The sequence below is a fragment of the Rhodoblastus sphagnicola genome (assembly GCF_002937075.1).
GTDB classification, from domain to species: Bacteria; Pseudomonadota; Alphaproteobacteria; order Rhizobiales; family Beijerinckiaceae; genus Rhodoblastus; species Rhodoblastus sphagnicola.
In genome coordinates this window covers 1-17,235 of record NZ_NHSJ01000038.1, presented here as the reverse complement: position 1 = coordinate 17,235, position 17,235 = coordinate 1, and the positions used below count along the sequence as shown (strand labels likewise).

Below are 17,235 nucleotides of genomic sequence, written 5' to 3'. Positions count from 1 at the left end.
GGGGATATGGACGAAATCGTGACATCCGAAGGCCGGCCCTCATCCGAACCGGCCGACCCGGCGACCTGCTTACTCTCGGTCGTCGTGCCGGTCTACAAGGAGGAAGGGAGTATTCCCGACTTTTTGGCGCGCATCGTGCCGGTCCTCGAACCGCTCGGACCCTATGAGATCATTTTCGCGCTGGACCCCAGCCCTGACCGGACGGAGGCGGTCATCGCCGAGGCCATGCGCGCCAATCCGCGCATCAAGGGACTCGTGTTCAGCCGGCGCTTTGGTCAACCGGCCGCGACGCTCGGCGGCATCCTGAACGCCAGCGGGGATTGGGTCGTCGCCATAGATGTCGACCTGCAGGACCCCCCGGAGCTCATTCCCGATCTGCTCGCCAAGGCGCGGCGCGACTCCCTCGATGTCGTGACGGCGCGGCGGAGGTCGCGCGTCGGAGAAACGCTGGTGAAGCGGATCGTCGCCGGCGTCGGCTACGCGGTCATCAACCGCATTTCCGACGTGCCGATCCCCGCGAACACGGGAGACTTTCGCATCATGAGCCGCCGCGTGGTCGAGGAACTGCGCAACCTGCGCGAGAGCCATGGTTTTTTGCGCGGCCTGGTGTCATTCGTCGGCTTCCCGCAGGGCGAGCTGGAATATGATCGCGACGCCCGCGCCGTCGGGGCGGGCAATTACAATCGCCATCTGGGCTCCATCCGCATCGGCTTCAACGGCCTGTTCGGCTTCTCGACGGTCCCGCTTCAGATGATGATCTGGGTCGGATTCGCGCTCGCGATTCTCAGCGTTTTTGGCATCGGGGTCGTTGTCGCGCTGAAAATTCTCAACGGGCCGGCCTATCCAATCGGCCTGCCGACTCTCACCGTCCTCGTGTTGTTCCTCGGCGGCGTCCAGCTCGTGGGCGCGGGGGTGACCGGCGAATATATCGGGCGGATCTACGAGGAAGTGCGCTCGCGACCACAGTACATCGTCGATCGCGCCCTCGGCGTCGATGTACGATCGCCTCGCGGCCGATAAGAGCGAAAGGGAGAGGCCATGAGTGGCGATTCGCTTCGATTTCCCCCCCTGCGGGAGGGCGGCGCCGAACCGGTCTGGGATGGCGAGGGCTTTGTCATCGACGGCGCGCGATCAGGCTGCCTCAGATATCCGGTCGGCGAGTCCGGGTGGCGTGACGAGCTGACCAACCTTCACAAGGAGCTCAGCGACGGCCGGCATTTCATCGACATCGCCTCGCGGCGGCTTGCGGTCGACGCGCTCCGGCGCCATTGCTCAGGCGCGGATCGCACGATCCTCGAAATCGGCGTGTCCGAAGGTCATCTGCTGAAGGACCTACAGGCCGCGAACCCAGGCTGGCGGCTCGTCGGGGCGGATTACACCTTCGACACGCTCACCCGGATTTCTGGTCTGAGGGCGCCGATCCCGCTCGTCCAGTTCGACCTCGCCAAATGCCCGCTGCCGGACGCATTCGCCGATGGTGTCGTCGCCCTCAACGTGCTCGAACATATCGAGCGCGACGACCTGGCCGTGGCGCAGTGTTTCCGCATCCTGAAGCCGGGCGGCGTCGCCGTGATCGAGGTTCCCGCAGGCCCCGAACTTTACGACGATTACGATCGCGAACTCATGCATTTTCGCCGCTATCGGCTGAAGCCGCTGGCGGCGAGTTTCGCAGCCGCGGGATTCGACGTGCTTGAACGCACACACATCGGTTTCCTGCTCTACCCTGCCTTCTATGCTTACAAAAGGGCGAGCCGCTTGAGGACGAAGTCGAACGCGCCCAAAGCGGCGCCGCCCGAAAGTGCGCATGTCGTACAGGCGATCGGCCTGTCGTCGCGGCTTGGCGCTTTCGGGCGAGAGCTCATGGCGACCGAGGACTTTCTGCGGCGCTTCGCCTATCTTCCCTTTGGCATCCGTTGCCACCTGGTTTGTCGCAAACCATTGCGCTCTGGTTAGCTGCTGATTTGTCCCAGGTTCTCCCGAGAGGTTCCGCGGCAAGTTTTGGCATAGTAACTCCGAGTGCAGAATGAAAGTATTTATGGCGACCGTGGTCATGGTGGCGTTTTCCGTCCTGGCCAATCTTCTTCTGAAGCTCGACACGCTGTCTTCGGCGACGGCGGCCAAGATTTTCGGATTTTGGGGATGGCGGACGCTGGCTGGCTGCGCCAGCTTCGGTGTCGCCCTGGCGTCCTATTCCCTGCTCCTGCGCCTGCTGCCGCTCAACATCGCGCAGAGTTTTGCCGCGCTGCAATTTGTCGGAATCATCTTGGCGTCATGGCTCGTGCTCGGCGAGGAGATCACGCTGTTGCGCGCGGCGGGGATGGCGACCATTATCGTCGGTATAATTATCGTCGCCGCTTCCGACGCCTGAAGGCTGGGAGGCGCTCAGTTCATGCTTGAAGCTGGCGACGGCCAGGAATGGAACAAGCTGCGCGGGTTCCTGTCTCGCGATGTCCCGGATGAGCCCTATCCGTGGGAAAACAATTCCGCGCCGCCTGCATGAGATCGCCACGGGAGTATAGAATTGCCGCGATTTTCTCGCTTTGTCAGGTGCTCTGGCATCAGGCGCAAGCGTGAAAACATCCTTGCATGACCTGCGAAAATGCAATTCTGTTGAAACGCTTCGTTAATAATTTGCCCGCGCCTCGTTCAGGTCTTGCCCGGCGCGAACAAACTCGCTATACGCGCTTCGCTTATCGCGTACATTTTTGCAACGAAGACGTGCGCAAACTGTGATTAGGGTTCAGAAATGACTCAATATATCGTTACGGGTTGCGCCGGGTTCATCGGAAGCACTTTGGTTGATCGTCTGTTGGCCAATGGGCATGGCGTCATCGGTGTCGATAACTTCTCGACGGGACAGCGTCGTTTTCTTGAAAACGCCTTGACGTCCGACCATTTCAAGCTTTTTGAACTGGATCTGCTGGATCTCGACGCGCTCAAGGGCGCGTTTCAAGGTGGTGAAATCGTCGTGCATCTCGCCGCCAACGCCGACGTCCGCTTCGGCACGCAGCATACGCGCCGGGATCTCGAACAGAACACCATCGCCACCTACAATGTACTTGAAGCCATGCGCGCCAATGGCGTCCGTCAGCTCGGCTTTTCCTCGACCGGGTCGGTTTACGGCGAGGCCAAGGTCATTCCGACGCCGGAAGACGCGCCATTTCCGATTCAGACCTCGCTCTATGGCGCATCCAAGGCCGCCGGCGAGGGGTTGATCTCGGCCTATTGTGAGGGGTTCGGCTTCCGCGCCTGCGTGTTCCGCTTCGTCTCCATCCTGGGCGAGCGCTACACCCACGGCCATGTCTTCGACTTCTACCGCAGCCTGCGTGACAATCCGAATGAATTGCCAGTGCTCGGCAACGGCCAGCAGCGCAAGTCCTACCTCCATGTCCAGGATTGCGTCGACGCCATTCTGCTGGCGCTCGACCGGATGCCGGAGAAGTACAATATCTACAATCTCGGCGTGGACTCCTATTGCCAGGTCAACGATTCCATCGGCTGGATCTGCGAAGCGCTGGGCGTGACGCCAAAGCTGGTCTATTCCGGCGGCGAGCGCGGCTGGATCGGCGACAATCCCTTTATCTTTCTCGATACCGCCCGCATTCGCGCGCTCGGTTGGACGCCGAAACTGTCGATCAAGCAAGGCGTGCTGGCGACTGTAAAGTTCCTCCAGAACAATGAATGGGTTTACGGAGCGCGGGCGTGACCGCTCGACGCGCCGTCATCACCGGCGCGAGTCGCGGCCTGGGGCGTCATCTGGCCGAGCGGTTCTGGCGGGAGGGCTTTTCTCTCGTTCTCGTCGCGCGCGATTTGCGGGCGTTGGAGGTTTTGCGCGATTCGCTGCCGCCCGCGACGGGGCGCGACGTCGAGCTGTTCGCTTGCGATTTCGCCGACGCCGCGCAGGTCGCGCGCTTCGCGGCGGAGGTGACCGCGCGCTGGTCGCGGCTCGACGCGCTGGTCAACAATGCCGCGATCCAGGGGCCGGTCGGCCCGCTGACCGACAACGACCCCGAGGCATGGGCGATCTGTCTTCAGGTCAATCTGCTGGCGCCTGTCGCCTTGTGCCGCGCCTTCATCCCGCTGCTGGCGGCTTCCGGCGCGGGGGCGATTCTCAATCTTTCCGGCGGCGGCGCCACCGGGCCGAGGCCGAATTTCACGGCCTACGCCAGCGCCAAGGCCGGCTTGGCGCGTTTCGGCGAGACTCTTGCCGGCGAAGTCGCGCCTTTGGTCACCGTCAACGCGCTCGCGCCCGGCGCCATGAAGACCGCCATGCTCGAACAGGTTTTGCACGAGGGCCGGCAGGCCGCTGGCGCGCGCGAATATGAAATCGCCGCAAAGGTGTTCGAGGCTGGCGGCGCCTCGATGGATGCGGTGGCCGATCTCGCGGTGTTCCTGTGTTCGGACCGGGCGCGCCGCATCACGGGAAAACTGATCAGCGCGGTCTGGGACAAATGGGCCGACTGGCCCGACCATGCCGACGTGCTTGAAAAAACCGACCTCTATACCCTGCGCCGGATCACGGGGCGCGACCGAGATTGTGCTTGGGGAGATAAATGAGCGGCAATTCAGCGCCCTTGCGGGTGGGGATCATCGGCTGCGGCCTGATCGGCGACAAGCGCGCCAAGGCGATCGGAAGCTGGGGCCGGCTGACGGCCTGCGCCGACCGCGAACTCGGGCGCGCCGAGGCTTTGGCGCGGCCGCGCGGCGCGCGGGCCTATGCGGATTGGCGCGACCTCGCCAAGGCCGAGGATGTCGATCTCGTCATCATCGCCACGGCGCACGATTCGCTCGCCGAAATCACCTTGGCCGCTGTCGAGGCCGGAAAGCACGTGCTGGTGGAGAAGCCGGCGGCGCGGCGCTCGCACGAACTGGCCGCCGTGATCGAAGCGCGCGACCGCGTCGGCGTCAAAGTGCATGTCGGCTTCAATCACCGCTATCACCGCTCCTTGCAGAAGGCGCGCGAGTTGATCTCGGGTGGGGGGCTGGGCGAATTGATGTTTTTGCGCGCGCGTTACGGCCATGGCGGGCGCATCGGTTATGAAAAGGAATGGCGCGCCGATCCGAAATTGTCCGGCGGCGGCGAACTGATCGACCAAGGGCCACATCTGATCGACCTGTCGCGCTGGTTCCTCGGCGAATTCGCCAAGGTTGACGGCTTCGCCCACACCTATTTCTGGGACATGCCGGTTGACGACAACGCCTTCATGACGCTGCGCACGGCGCGCGAGCAGACGGCTTTCCTGCACGTGTCGTGCAGCGAATGGAAAAACCTGTTTTCCATGGAAATCTACGGTCGCGACGGCAAGATCGAGTTGAACGGCCTCGGCGGCAGCTACGGCGTCGAGCGCATCACCTTTTACAAGATGCTGCCGGAAATGGGGCCGCCGGAAACCTACGCCTGGGAATATCCGATGGCCGACAATTCCTGGTCGGTCGAGATGGAGGCCTTCGCCCGGCAGATCCAGGCTGACGAACCCTGCGACTGCGGGCTTGAGGACGCCAAGGCGGCGCTGGAGATCGTCGAGAAGATCTACGAGGTTTCAGGTTATGATTATCGCACGTAGCCCATTGCGCATCACTCTTGGCGGCGGCGGCACCGATCTGCCCTCCTATTACCGCGATCACAGCGGCTTCCTGATCGCGGCGGCGATCGACAAATATGTCTATGTCACGATCATGCGGCCGTTCACGCCCGGCGTTTACCTCAAATATTCCAAGCTGGAGCATGTCGAGACCGTCGCCGAGGTCGAGCATCCGATCATCCGGGAATCGCTCAATCTGATGGGCGGCGAAAACCCGCAGATCGAAATCACCACGCTTGCCGACATTCCCTCGGGCACCGGGCTTGGCAGTTCCGGCAGTTTCACCACGGCGCTGCTCAAGGGCCTGTACACCTTCAACCGTCGCCATATTCATCAGGGCGAACTGGCCGAACTCGCCTGTCATGTCGAGATCGACCGTCTCGGCGAACCGATCGGCAAGCAGGATCAATATGCGGCGGCCGTCGGCGGCATCACCTGCTTCGACTTCCGCAAGGACGATTCGGTGGTGGCGACGCCGCTGGCCATTTCGGTCGGCACGATGTTCGATCTCGAGGACAACCTTCTGCTGTTCTTCACGGGCTATTCCCGCAGCGCCAGCAACATCCTCAAGGATCAGAACCAGCGCACCAAGACCAGCGACGACGACATGCTGAAGAATCTTCATTATGTGAAGGATCTCGGCCTGCGCAGCAAGACGGCGCTGGAAGCGGCCGACCTCACCGGCTTCGGCGAACTGATGCACGAGCATTGGGAGCACAAGAAGCGCCGCTCCGGCGGCATGAGCAACCCCCGTATCGACGAGTGGTACGACCTCGCCATGAAGAACGGCGCCATCGGCGGCAAGCTGGTGGGCGCGGGCGGCGGCGGTTTTCTGATGTTCTACGCTAGCGACCGCAACAAGCTGCGCCACGCCATGGCCAAGGCCGGGCTGGAGGAAGTCCGGTTCCGGTTCGATTTCGAAGGCAGCAAGGTCGTGTTGACGTCATGATTCCGCCCGTCGCCATTTTGGCGGGCGGGCTCGCCACGCGCATGCGCCCGATCACCGAAAAAATCCCCAAGGCGCTGATCGACGTCGCGGGAAAACCTTTTGTGGCGCGCCAGCTCGAATATCTCGCGCGCCAGAAGGTCAGCTCCGTGGTGCTGTGCGTCGGCTATCTCGGTGAAATGATCCGGGACGAGATCGGCGACGGCGCGCGTTTCGGCCTGAAGGTTTCCTACAGTTTCGATGGCGAAAAACTGCTCGGCACCGGCGGTGCCTTGCGCCGGGCGCTGCCGCTGCTGGGCGACGTCTTTTTCGTGCTCTACGGCGATTCCTTCCTGCCCGTCGAATTCGCTGAGATCGCCGAGTCGTTCCGGGCCTGCGGACAGCCCGCGCTGATGACGGTGCTGGAAAACGCCGGACGGTGGGATCGCAGCAATGTGCTGATGCGCGACGGCCGGTTGGTTGAATACAACAAGGCGGCGGCGCGGCCGGATTTCACCTTCATCGATTATGGACTGGGCCTGCTCAAGGCCGAAGCGCTTCAGGCTGGTCCGGACGACGCGGTTCTCGATCTCGCCGAAATCTACCATCGGCTTTCGCTCGGCGGTCAACTGGCCGCCTATACGGTCAAGGAGCGCTTTTACGAAATCGGGTCGCCGGAAGGTCTGGCGGAGACGATTCATTATTTCAAGGGGACAGACGCTACATGACCTATGCGCAGCAACATCTCGCCGAGGCGGTCGAAATCGCCCAAAAGATCGACGCCGACGCCATCGAGCGGATCGCCGATGTGCTTGGCGGCGTCAAGGCGGCGGACGGCCGCATCTTTTTCCTCGGCGTGGGCGGCAGCGCCGGCAATTGCGGCCATGCGGTCAACGATTTCCGCAAGATCGTCGGTATCGAATCCTATGCGCCGACCGACAATGTCTCGGAATTGACCGCGCGGACCAATGACGAGGGCTGGGCGACCATCTTCGTCGAATGGCTCAAGGTCAGCAAGCTGAAACCCCAGGACGCCTTGTTCATCTTCTCGGTGGGCGGCGGCAATCTCGAAAAGAACATTTCGCCCAATCTGGTCGAGGCGCTGAAATATGCGCGCGAGATCGGCGCGAAAATCGTCGGCGTGGTCGGTCGAGACGGCGGCTACACCGCCAAGGTGGGCGACGCCGTCTGCATCGTTCCGACCGTCAATCCGGACAATATCACGCCGCATTCCGAAGCTTTTCAGGCCGTGGTCTGGCACCTGCTGGTGTCGCACCCCAAGCTCAAGGCCAAGCAGACCAAATGGGAATCCGTCGCCAAGTGATGGTCCAAGCGCCTGTGCGCGCCGTGTTCCTCGACCGCGACGGCGTGCTCAACCGCGCGCTCGTGCGCGACGGCAAGCCGTTTCCGCCGGCCTCGCTGGCGGAAATGGAGATCCTGCCCGGCGCGGCCGACGCGGCGCGGCGCCTGGCCGAGGCCGGCTTTCTGCTCATCGTGGTGACCAACCAGCCCGATGTTGCGCGCGGAACCACGGCGCGGGAAACCGTCGAGGCCATCAACGGCGCAATCGGCAAGATCATGCCGATCGCCGAATTCCGCACCTGTTATCACGACAGCGCGGACGGCTGCGATTGCCGCAAGCCCAAGCCCGGCGCCCTGCTGGCGGCGGCGCGCGCGCATGGCGTCGACCTCGGCCGCAGTTTCATGGTCGGCGACCGCTGGCGCGACGTCGAAGCCGGCCGCGCCGCCGGTTGCCAAACCGTGTTCATCGATTACGGCTATGACGAAAAACAGCCTGAAGTTGTAGATATTACTGTCGGCTCGTTGGAAGAGGCGGCCCGACGCATTCTGGAGACCTGTTGATATGACAAAGGTTGCGGACCTCAAGGTCAAGCTGTTCGCCGATGGCGCCGACAAGGCGGGCATGCTGGACATGTACGCCAATCCGCTGATCAAGGGGATGACCACCAATCCGACCCTGATGAAGAAGGCTGGAATCACCGACTATCGCGCCTTCTGCAAGGACATTATCGCGCATATTCCCGACCGCTCGCTGTCGTTTGAGGTGTTTTCCGACGATTTCGACGAGATGGAGCGGCAGGCGCTGGAAATCGCCCAATGGGGCGCCAACGTCTATGTCAAGATTCCCGTGACCAACACCAAGGGCAAGCCAAGCACCGACCTGATCCGCCGTCTGGTGGCGCGCGACGTCAAGGTCAATGTCACCGCGCTGATGACGCTGTCCCAGGTCCGCGACGTGGTCGCCGCGCTCAACCCGCATGTGCCGTCCTATGTCTCGGTGTTCGCCGGCCGCATCGCCGACACCGGGGTGTCCGCCCTGCCGCTGATGAAGGCGGCGGTGGAAGTGCTGAAACTGGCGCCGGCGTCGGAACTGATCTGGGCCAGCCCGCGCGAGCTTTACAACGTGTTCGAGGCGGACGAGGCCGGCTGTCACATCATCACGGCGACCAACGATATTTTGAAGAAGCTGAAGCTCGTCGGCTACGACCTCGACGCCTATTCCCTGGATACGGTGAAGATGTTCTATGACGACGCGGTCAGCGCCGGGTTCAAGCTGTAATTGGGTTAGGGCAAGTTCGATGAACTCCCGTTCACCGAACTTGCCCTAAATCTTTGGTTTTGCGCATATTCTTTTCCGAAAACCGCGCACACTTTTCGGGAATATGCGTTAGAGCATGATCCCAAAAAGTAGACGCCGGTCTTTGAAAAGATCATGCGAAAACAAAGAGTCTAGAGCGCGATGCGTTTCCGTGGAACGCGTCGCGCTCAAAAAGCCGGATTGGTCGGCCTGTCGGCCGACTTCGATTCCATCGAAATCCAATTGAAACCGCCAGATGGCGCCCTTTACCCGAAAATCGGGCCGCTGGCGGGGTGAAGCCGATGTCGCGGGTGGACGCGGTCGGGTCGGAAGGCCTTGCTCGCCGCCGCCCAGGCCGCGAGCCAGCGGTGGGCCCCAACGCGTCGCAATCCACGGACGACCGCGCGCTTGTTCTGATTCACCCGATCGCGCTGTCTGTTAATTGGCCATCGCGATCGGGCGCGGCCAGGATCAGATCCCGCGCGCCGGCGGCGGCGAAATCGTCGCGCAGGGCGTCGCGCCGGGCCGAAGCCGGACCGAGGATCACGACGGCATCGGCTTCGCGCGCCAGCTCCAGGCCGAGTGTATCCGCGCCGACCGCGAGCAGGACGAAATCGTAGGTCGCGCGTAAAACATCGATCACCATGCGCAGATCCTCGGCGTCGGCGTCGAGCCGGCCGCCGCTGGCGAGCAGGTGCAGTCGCGACAAGCCGTCGCGGTAAATGGCTTCAGCGTAGGAGGAGTCGCCGGTGAGCAATTGCAAAAGGCCCGGCTGTTCCCGGTCCTGTCGCCTTTGGCCCCACTGTTCTTGGCCCCATTGTTCCTGGCTTGGCTGGTCCCGGTCGAAAAGACTGCCGTCCGTTGATGGACTGTCGGGGCCGACGGCGAGCGCGGCGTCGAGGCGACGGTCCGGACCGGCCTGGACCAGGATGGCCCGTCCCTCGCGGGACAGCGCGCGCGCCGTGACCAGGGCGTAGAGCGGCGCGGCGCCGGCCGTGGCGTCGGCGAGCAGCGCGGTGACGCCATGGGCGTCGCCCGCCGCGACGACGCGGCCGATCAGTTCGCGGGAAACCTCGGGCTGGGCGCGCTGAAGGGGCGCGGCTTGGGCTTGCGCGCCGCTTTGATTCGCGACATGGGGCGCGATTTGGAACGCGGCTTGCGGCATGGCTTGCGCGGTCACTTCGGCGGTTACTTCGGCGGTCGCTTGGCCGGTCGCTTGGGGCGCGGGCGCGGATTGCGCGAAGGGATCGCGCACCCAGATGTCGTCGGCCGGCTTGGCCGCGAACGCCTGGCGGAGCTTTTCGGGCGCGGACGGTTCGTCCAGTTCGACCGCCGGCGCGCCGAACTCCATCAGGGCCGTCTTCAGCCTGCCGAGAAAGCCGCGGCGGGGTTCGGGCGCATCGCCCTGAGCGCGCGGGGTCGCGTCGGCTTGAGCGCGCGCGCCGGTCGGGGCCATCGCGGCGGCGGTCGCCGTGTCGCGCGGCGGACGCCGCCCGAACCGCGTCGCCCCGGCCAGCGGCGCCGGCGTCGGCGCGGGCGAAAGCGGGGCGTTCCTGGACGTTCCCGACACTTCACGCGCAATCACGTAGAAACTGGAAAAGAACAGGCCGGCGACGGCGCTGAACAGCGTGATCGGAATCTTCTTGGGGAAAACGGGCAGGCTGGGCGACAAGGCGCGCGACACCACGCGGGCGTCGGCCGGCGTGTTCTCGGACTTTTCGCGGGCCAGAGCCGCCTGGTATTTCGCCGATTCGGTCTCCAACTGGTCCTTGAGCGTCTTGGCCTGGCGTTGCAGATCCTTCAGCTTGGTCTCCTCGCCATTGGCGACGCCGACCATTTTCTTCTGTTCGTCCAGCAGGGCGGAGAGATTGGCGACCCGCGAGGCCGCCACGCGCGCGTCATTTTCGAGGCCGCGCGCCGCCTTATCCACCGCCGCGCGCAATTGCATCTCCAAATTCGAGAGCCGGGCCTGCAATTCCTTGATCTTGGGATGGCCGGGCATCAGGGTGCGCGAATCGGCGGCGAGTTCGGCTTGATCGGCGGCGCGCCGCGCGGCGAGGGTGCGCACCAGATCGTTGTTGGCGATCTCGCCGGCGTCGCCCAGGTGGCCCCGTAACAGGAGGTCGCGCAGCGCCCTGGCCTTGGCGCGCGCTTCCGATTGCGCGGCGCTGGCGTCCGCCAGCCGGGTGGCGATTTCGCCGAGCTGCTGGGTGGGCAGGCTTCGGTTTTCGTTGGATTCGTAGAGACCGCTGGTGACGCGGAAGTCCGCGACCCTGGCGTCGGCTTCGCTCACGCGCTGTTGCAGGTCGGCGATCAGCGGCTTCAGGTTTTGCGCGGCCTGACGGGCGTCCTCGCGCTTGGCCTGCTGCTTCAGGTCGATGTAGAGGTCGGCGACCGTGTTCGCGGCCTGGGCGGCGAGGTCGGGATTCCGGGACGTGAACTCGATTTGCAGGATGCGCGACTTGGTCGGCGACATCACCGTGAGATGGTCGAAATAGGAGGTGAGCAGGCGGTCCTCCGCCGCCGCCGCCGCGCCGCCGCCGCCCGCCAGCAGCGTCAGCACGGCGGACAAGCCGCTCACGGTGGGATCGAATTCCGGGTGTTTCTGGAGTTGCAGCGCGGAAACCGCCTTGCGCGCGAGATCGCGCGAACTGACGAGCTGGATCTGGCTGTTGATCGCCTCGGCGTCGATCAATTGCGGCGCTTCGCGCGGGGAGGGGTCGGCGCGGGTGTAATAGCTTTCCTGATCCTCGACGATCACCCGCGCTTCCGCGAGGTAGCGCGGCTTGACCACCAAGCAGAACGCCAGCGCCGCCACGGCGCAGCCGGTCGTCGCGCCGATGATGAGGCCCTTGCGCCGGGCAAGGGCCGCCAATGTCCCGCCGAGATCGACTTCATCGCGTCCGCCCGGGGCGCCGTCATCAGGAATACCCGCACTCATCGCCAACTCCATGTTGACGCAAATCCTAGCGAATTATGGTTGAGGCTCGGTTAATCGGGCGGCGCCGCGGGTCAAGTCTTCGTTAACCATAAGCGATTAGCTTGCGCGGGAAAGATTTTGTTCGAGGCTGTAATGATGCGCCGGATTTTGCTCTTGATGTGCCTTGCCGTGGCCGGGATGCTCCAGGGCTGCGTACACGCGACCGCGCCGACGGAATTCCAGGCGGTGGCCAGCCAGCCCTATGCGCTCGGGGCGGGCGACCGCGTCCGCGTCATCGTGTTCGGCCAGGATTCGCTGTCCAATTCCTTCTCGGTGGATTCCTCGGGCCATATCGCCATGCCGCTGATCGGGCTGGTCCCGGCCGCTGGACGCAGTCCAGCCCAACTGGCCACCGAGATCGAGGGACGGCTGCGCGCGGGTTATGTGCGCGAGCCGCGCGTCTCCGTGGAAATCGAGGCCTATCGCCCGTTCTTCGTGCTCGGCGAGGTCACCACTTCCGGCCAATATCCTTATGTCAACGGCATGACCGTGGAGACGGCGGTGGCGATCGCCGGCGGCTATACGCCGCGCGCGTCGCGCGACCACGCCGAACTCACCCGCACCCAGGACGGCCGAACTGTTACCGCGGACGTGCCAATGGCGCAGCCGGTCAGGCCGGGTGACACAATCATGGTGCGCGAACGGTTCTTTTAGCGGACAAAACCCACGCTTGCGCCCTCGGGCGACAACTGGAGCCGGCATCTGGGATGCTATTCCGTGGCGCGGCGCGCGGGGGAGGCGATGTCTTGCGGCTCGCGCAAGGCGATCTGGATTCAATTTAAGAATTGCCGGGAGGTGGAGCCGTTCTCCTGAATCTGTTCGGCGGGCCGCCCCTGTTTCAGGCCCTCGGGCGAGGCGCCTTGGCCTCCGCCTTCCGGAGGAACGTTCGATTTCGCTATGGCGATGATCAAACTCTCCTCCGCCTGCCGGACATGATCAAGCGCCCGCACGAGGGAGGCTCGACCGCTCAGTACGACTAACTCTGTACGCGCAAAGTGGAGGTCAATGCAGGCCCTTTCCACCATTCCATTCTTGCTGTACGACATCTAATCCCCCGATTCGTTTTACAGACTAAAATCCACATAAGCCGTGAAATGACTGTCTGTCTCGCTCACGGAGTTCCGAAAGAATTGAAGAGTTGTTTCGCGCGGCAAGAAAGATATTTAGAGGGCGCGAGCTTGAATTGTGAATATTGTTATAGTATCGACTTAAAAAAATATTATATGAGGCCTTCAAAGAAATAAGAGGCAGGCACGTCCAGCGCGCGGCAAATGTGAAAGAGCCGTTTCGCATCTATCCGGCTTCCGCCGGCTTCGTGTCTCTGCACTTCCGGAACTGTCGCGCCTATCATCTGAGCGAGCGCGGCGTGCTCGATCCCCATCAGCAGGCGGCGCAATCGGACCCTTGCGCCGATATGCCGGTCAATCCGGTTGATCGCGGTTGCTGTCGCTGGGGTTTCCAATTCAATGATATTTGCCGCAAGCCCCATTTTGTCCTCGAATCCGACCGGCGCCCAATCGCGTATTGTCGCTGGCGACGGTGCCCGATCGCAAGTCGTCGCAACAGGTTCGGAATCTACTCATGCTTGTAACTTGCCGCGTTGCTGCGCGTGAGCAGATCACGACCCCACAGCATGGGCTTCGCGCTTTATCAATCTGAAATAGAATGTAACTTTTGCGGCTGGACGATCCTCCGGCGCCACCCCCGCCCGCGGCGCCGCTCGGCGATCGCGGTTGCGCCAATGTGGTAAACCGCGCCAACCGAACGGCTTTCCCTCGGCGCGACCGCCTGAACGGCCGCAATAGACCGGGGTTGAGCCATGCGGCGTCGGTATCGAGCGTCGGAGTTGATCGGATGGAATTTCATCGGAAGCCGCGCGCCATTGCAGCATGTTCGCGCGGCGAATATTTCCAATATAAAGGTAAACAACCAAATTTCAGGGTTAATCTAAGCTTAACCGGGCGGCGTCTGTTAAAAATCGGTTAAGATTATCTCATCTGGAAGAGAAGCGGCGCGCGCCGCATCACGATGAGCGCTTCATGAAACATGTCAGTCCGGCGGAAACCCTGATGCAGGCGGTCCGCCAAACGCGTCTGTCCGGCGCCGTGCTGAGCGGGTGTGCGCGCGCGGCGGAAACGTCCGTCCTGGCGCTGCTCGGTCTGGCGCTCAACGCCGGCGAATCGGGTCCCGCCTTTGAAGCCTCCGATGTTCTCGTCTATGTCGCGGTCGCGCTGATCGCCAGCGTGACCCTTAACGCCTCCGGCGCTTACAGGCTCGACGCCCTGCGCGCGCCCACGAGCTTGCCGCGCGTGATGCTGATCTGGTGCGGCGCGATCCTGTCTTTCATGGCGCTGGATTTCCTGCTGCGGCTGGACGGCCGTTTCTCGCGCGATTTCATGCAGCTGTGGCTGGTCGGCGGCGTCGCCTTCCTCATTGTGGAGCGCGTGCTGCTCGGCCTGTGGACGCGGCGGATGACGCGGCTCGGGCGGCTCGACCGTTATGCGGTGATCGTGGGCGGCGGCCCGATGGCGGAGATGCTGCTCGAAACCCTTTCGCGCCCGCCCCTCAACGACCTGCGCATCCTCGGCCTGTTCGACGATCGCGGCGACGAGCGGTCCCCCGACATGATCGCGGGCTATCCCAAGCTCGGCTCCGTGGACGATCTGGTCGCCTTCGCGCGCAACGCGCGGATCGACCAGGTGATCTTCGCCCTGCCGGTCAGCGCCGAAGGCCGCATTCTCTCCATGCTGCGCAAGCTCTGGGTGCTGCCGGTGGACATCAGGCTCGCGGCGCACGCCAACCGCCTGCGCTTCCGGCCGCGCGCCTATTCCTTCATCGGCGCGGCTCCCATGCTCGACCTGCTCGACAAGCCGCTGAGCGACAGCGCGCTGTTCTTCAAGGCCGCCTTCGACCGCGTGGCCGGCGCGCTGCTGCTGCTCGCCTGCGCGCCGCTGATGGGGGCGATCGCGCTCGCGGTGCGGCTGACCTCGCGCGGTCCGGTGATTTTCCGCCAGGAGCGGCTGGGCTTCAACAACGAGCGCATCACCATCTACAAGTTCCGCACGCTCTACGCGGACCAGTGCGATCCCGTGGCCCGCAAGCAGGTGACGCGCGGCGATCCGCGCGTGACTCCGCTCGGCCGGTTCCTGCGCCGCGCCTCGCTGGACGAATTGCCGCAGTTCATCAATGTGGTGAAGGGCGACCTGTCGCTGGTGGGGCCGCGTCCGCACGCCCTGAACAGCCGCGTCGCCAACCGCGAATATCACATGGCGGTGGACGGCTATTTCGCCCGCCATCGCGTCAAGCCCGGCGTGACCGGCTGGGCGCAGATCAATGGCTGGCGCGGCGAAACCGACACGCTGGAAAAAATCCAGCGCCGCGTCGAACACGATCTTGATTATATCGAGAACTGGTCGATGCTGCTCGACCTCTACATTCTCGTGTTGACCCCGTTTTCCCTCGTTTTCGGCGCCAACGCCTACTGAACCCGGCGAGAGGGGCGAAAGGCCGGGCGTTCCGGGCTTTTTGTTAACCCCTCGGGTCTAGTTTTGGCCCGGTTTGGAATGACGGTGCGGCGCGTTGAGCGAACAGGCCCTGAGAATCGTCCATGTGCTGCGGGCGCCGGTCGGAGGCCTGTTTCGCCATGTGATCGATCTGGCGGCCGCGCAGGCGCGGTTCGGCCATCAAGTCGGCCTCGTCGCGGATTCCTCCACCGGCGGCGAATCCGCCGCGCGCGCCTTCAAGGCGATCGCGCCGCTGTTGGCGCTGGGCGTCGAGCGCTTCCCCATGCGCCGCGCGCCGCATCCCGCCGATGTCGGGGGAATTGTGCGGGTCTATCGCCACGCCCGGCGGCTCAAGCCGGACATCTTGCACGGTCACGGCTCCAAGGGCGGTCTTTACGCAAGGGCCACCGGCTTCCTGCCGGGCCTGAGCGGGATGGTGCGCGCCTATACGCCGCACGGCGGCAGCTTCCACCAGCAGCCGGGCTATTCCCTGTTCATGCTGGTCGAACGCCTGGTGGCGGCCAAGACCGACGTGCTGTTCTTCGAAAGCGATTACATCGCCGCCGAGGTGGCCAGGGGCGTCGGACCGACCGACGCCTTGACCCGCGTCGCCAAGAACGGCCTGCGGCCCGAGGAATTCATCCCCGCGCCTCCCCAGGCCGACGCCGCCGAATTCCTCTATATCGGCGAATTGTCGAGCTACAAGGGCGTGGACACGCTGATCGACGCGCTGGCCATCATTCATGCCGGCGGCGCGTACAAGCCCAATCTGGTCATTGTCGGATCGGGCAGGGAACTCGATCGTCTCGCCACAATGGTCGAACGCTTCAACCTCAATCGCCATGTCGCCTTTTATGGCGTGCTGCCGGCGCGCGAGGCCTTCGCGCTGGGCCGCATCGTCGTGGCGCCCAGCCGCGCCGAAAGCCTGCCCTATATCGTGCTGGAGACTCTTGCCGCGGAAAAGCCGCTGATCGCCACCGATGTCGGCGGCGTCGGCGAGATTTTCGGCCCCTATCGCGAACGGCTGATTCCGCGCGACCGCGCCGATCTGCTGGCCAAGGCCATGATATCGGCGCTCGGCCGCGCGCCTGAAGCGCTCCAGGCGGAGAGTCTGGCGCTCAAGACCCATGTCGCCGCGCATTTTACCGTGGACGCCATGGTGCGCGACGTGCTGGCGGGTTATCGCGACGCGATGGCCGCCAAGCGCGCCGCGACCGCCTGACATCGTTGATGGCGGCGCGCGCGGAAAAACGCGCTTGAGTTTGCCCGCAAAGCCTTCTATGAGCGCCGTCGTTGGATTCTGACGCCAGTTCTCCCGCCAGGGAAACGGTCGGGAGCGTATACGACAGGCGCGCGCATCCCCCAATCCAGCATTGGCGCGCGACGTGTCGCAACATTGGTGAAGCCTGCATTCGGAACGAGGGCCATGGCCAAGGAAAAATTTTCGCGTAACAAGCCGCATTGCAACATCGGCACCATCGGTCACGTCGATCACGGCAAGACCTCGCTGACGGCGGCCATCACCAAGATCCTCGCCGAAACCGGCGGCGCGACCTTCACCGCCTACGACCAAATCGACAAGGCGCCGGAAGAAAAGGCCCGCGGCATCACCATTTCGACGGCGCACGTCGAATATGAGACCGCCA

The 17,235-nt window shown here is 63.7% G+C and carries 18 protein-coding genes; 15 read left to right on the top strand and 3 right to left on the bottom strand.

Annotated features, from left to right (window positions below):
- Positions 1-6 precede the first annotated feature (6 nt).
- From CCR94_RS04840 to CCR94_RS04790, 11 genes are all read left to right on the top strand, one after another.
- Positions 7-1,020 carry a glycosyltransferase family 2 protein gene (locus CCR94_RS04840; RefSeq protein ID WP_104506748.1) on the top strand — a complete coding sequence of 338 codons (1,014 nt, stop codon included), beginning with the start codon at positions 7-9 and terminating at the stop codon, positions 1,018-1,020.
- 18 nt (positions 1,021-1,038) lie between these two features.
- Positions 1,039-1,953, top strand: a complete 915-nt coding sequence (locus CCR94_RS04835) for a class I SAM-dependent methyltransferase (RefSeq protein WP_104506747.1) — start codon at positions 1,039-1,041, stop codon at positions 1,951-1,953.
- A gap of 70 nt (positions 1,954-2,023) precedes the next feature.
- Positions 2,024-2,368, top strand: a complete 345-nt coding sequence (locus CCR94_RS04830) for a hypothetical protein (RefSeq protein WP_146089864.1) — start codon at positions 2,024-2,026, stop codon at positions 2,366-2,368.
- A gap of 378 nt (positions 2,369-2,746) precedes the next feature.
- A complete protein-coding gene (locus CCR94_RS04825) occupies positions 2,747-3,706 on the top strand; it encodes an NAD-dependent epimerase/dehydratase family protein (RefSeq protein ID WP_104506745.1) in 960 nt (319 codons plus the stop codon).
- On the top strand, positions 3,703-4,557 hold the full coding sequence (locus CCR94_RS04820) for an SDR family NAD(P)-dependent oxidoreductase (protein WP_158254626.1): 855 nt from the start codon (positions 3,703-3,705) through the stop codon (positions 4,555-4,557). The genes CCR94_RS04825 and CCR94_RS04820 overlap by 4 nt, the downstream gene beginning before the upstream one ends.
- Positions 4,554-5,564, top strand: coding sequence for a Gfo/Idh/MocA family protein (locus tag CCR94_RS04815; protein ID WP_104506743.1), 1,011 nt, complete (start codon positions 4,554-4,556; stop codon positions 5,562-5,564). The genes CCR94_RS04820 and CCR94_RS04815 overlap by 4 nt, the downstream gene beginning before the upstream one ends.
- The gene (locus CCR94_RS04810; RefSeq protein ID WP_104506742.1) at positions 5,548-6,531 is read left to right on the top strand and encodes a GHMP family kinase ATP-binding protein; all 984 of its coding nucleotides are present in this window, start codon (positions 5,548-5,550) and stop codon (positions 6,529-6,531) included. Before CCR94_RS04815 ends, CCR94_RS04810 begins: the two co-directional genes overlap by 17 nt.
- Complete coding sequence (locus tag CCR94_RS04805; protein WP_170068934.1) at positions 6,528-7,235, top strand: nucleotidyltransferase family protein; 708 nt, start codon at positions 6,528-6,530, stop codon at positions 7,233-7,235. Before CCR94_RS04810 ends, CCR94_RS04805 begins: the two co-directional genes overlap by 4 nt.
- Positions 7,232-7,831: an SIS domain-containing protein gene (locus CCR94_RS04800; RefSeq protein ID WP_104506741.1), complete on the top strand. Its 600-nt coding sequence runs from the start codon at positions 7,232-7,234 to the stop codon at positions 7,829-7,831. The genes CCR94_RS04805 and CCR94_RS04800 overlap by 4 nt, the downstream gene beginning before the upstream one ends.
- Complete coding sequence (locus CCR94_RS04795) at positions 7,831-8,370, top strand: D-glycero-alpha-D-manno-heptose-1,7-bisphosphate 7-phosphatase (RefSeq protein ID WP_104506740.1); 540 nt, start codon at positions 7,831-7,833, stop codon at positions 8,368-8,370. Before CCR94_RS04800 ends, CCR94_RS04795 begins: the two co-directional genes overlap by 1 nt.
- Position 8,371: 1 nt before the next feature.
- On the top strand, positions 8,372-9,088 hold the full coding sequence (locus CCR94_RS04790) for a transaldolase (RefSeq protein WP_104506739.1): 717 nt from the start codon (positions 8,372-8,374) through the stop codon (positions 9,086-9,088).
- 436 nt (positions 9,089-9,524) lie between these two features.
- Here the strand turns inward: CCR94_RS04790 and CCR94_RS04785 are convergent, their stop codons facing one another.
- Positions 9,525-12,047, bottom strand: coding sequence for a GumC family protein (locus CCR94_RS04785; protein ID WP_158254625.1), 2,523 nt, complete (start codon positions 12,045-12,047; stop codon positions 9,525-9,527).
- Positions 12,048-12,182: 135 nt separating this feature from the next.
- On the opposite strand from CCR94_RS04785, the gene CCR94_RS04780 reads away from it, so the two are divergent.
- Positions 12,183-12,740, top strand: coding sequence for a polysaccharide biosynthesis/export family protein (locus CCR94_RS04780; protein WP_104506842.1), 558 nt, complete (start codon positions 12,183-12,185; stop codon positions 12,738-12,740).
- Positions 12,741-12,859: 119 nt separating this feature from the next.
- Here CCR94_RS04780 and CCR94_RS24960 read toward each other — a convergent pair whose 3' ends face one another.
- Positions 12,860-13,036: a hypothetical protein gene (locus tag CCR94_RS24960; protein ID WP_158254624.1), complete on the bottom strand. Its 177-nt coding sequence runs from the start codon at positions 13,034-13,036 to the stop codon at positions 12,860-12,862.
- A gap of 269 nt (positions 13,037-13,305) precedes the next feature.
- Complete coding sequence (locus CCR94_RS04770; RefSeq protein WP_104506736.1) at positions 13,306-13,575, bottom strand: helix-turn-helix domain-containing protein; 270 nt, start codon at positions 13,573-13,575, stop codon at positions 13,306-13,308.
- 550 nt (positions 13,576-14,125) lie between these two features.
- Here CCR94_RS04770 and CCR94_RS04765 point away from each other — a divergent pair.
- The 3 genes from CCR94_RS04765 to CCR94_RS04755 form a co-directional block, all read left to right on the top strand.
- Entirely contained in the window at positions 14,126-15,571 is a 1,446-nt protein-coding gene (locus tag CCR94_RS04765; protein ID WP_104506735.1) for an undecaprenyl-phosphate glucose phosphotransferase, read from the top strand.
- 94 nt (positions 15,572-15,665) lie between these two features.
- Entirely contained in the window at positions 15,666-16,811 is a 1,146-nt protein-coding gene (locus CCR94_RS04760) for a glycosyltransferase (protein WP_104506734.1), read from the top strand.
- A gap of 204 nt (positions 16,812-17,015) precedes the next feature.
- Positions 17,016-17,235 (top strand): GTP-binding protein (locus tag CCR94_RS04755; protein ID WP_244593940.1); only part of this gene is annotated, 220 nt, incomplete at its 3' end.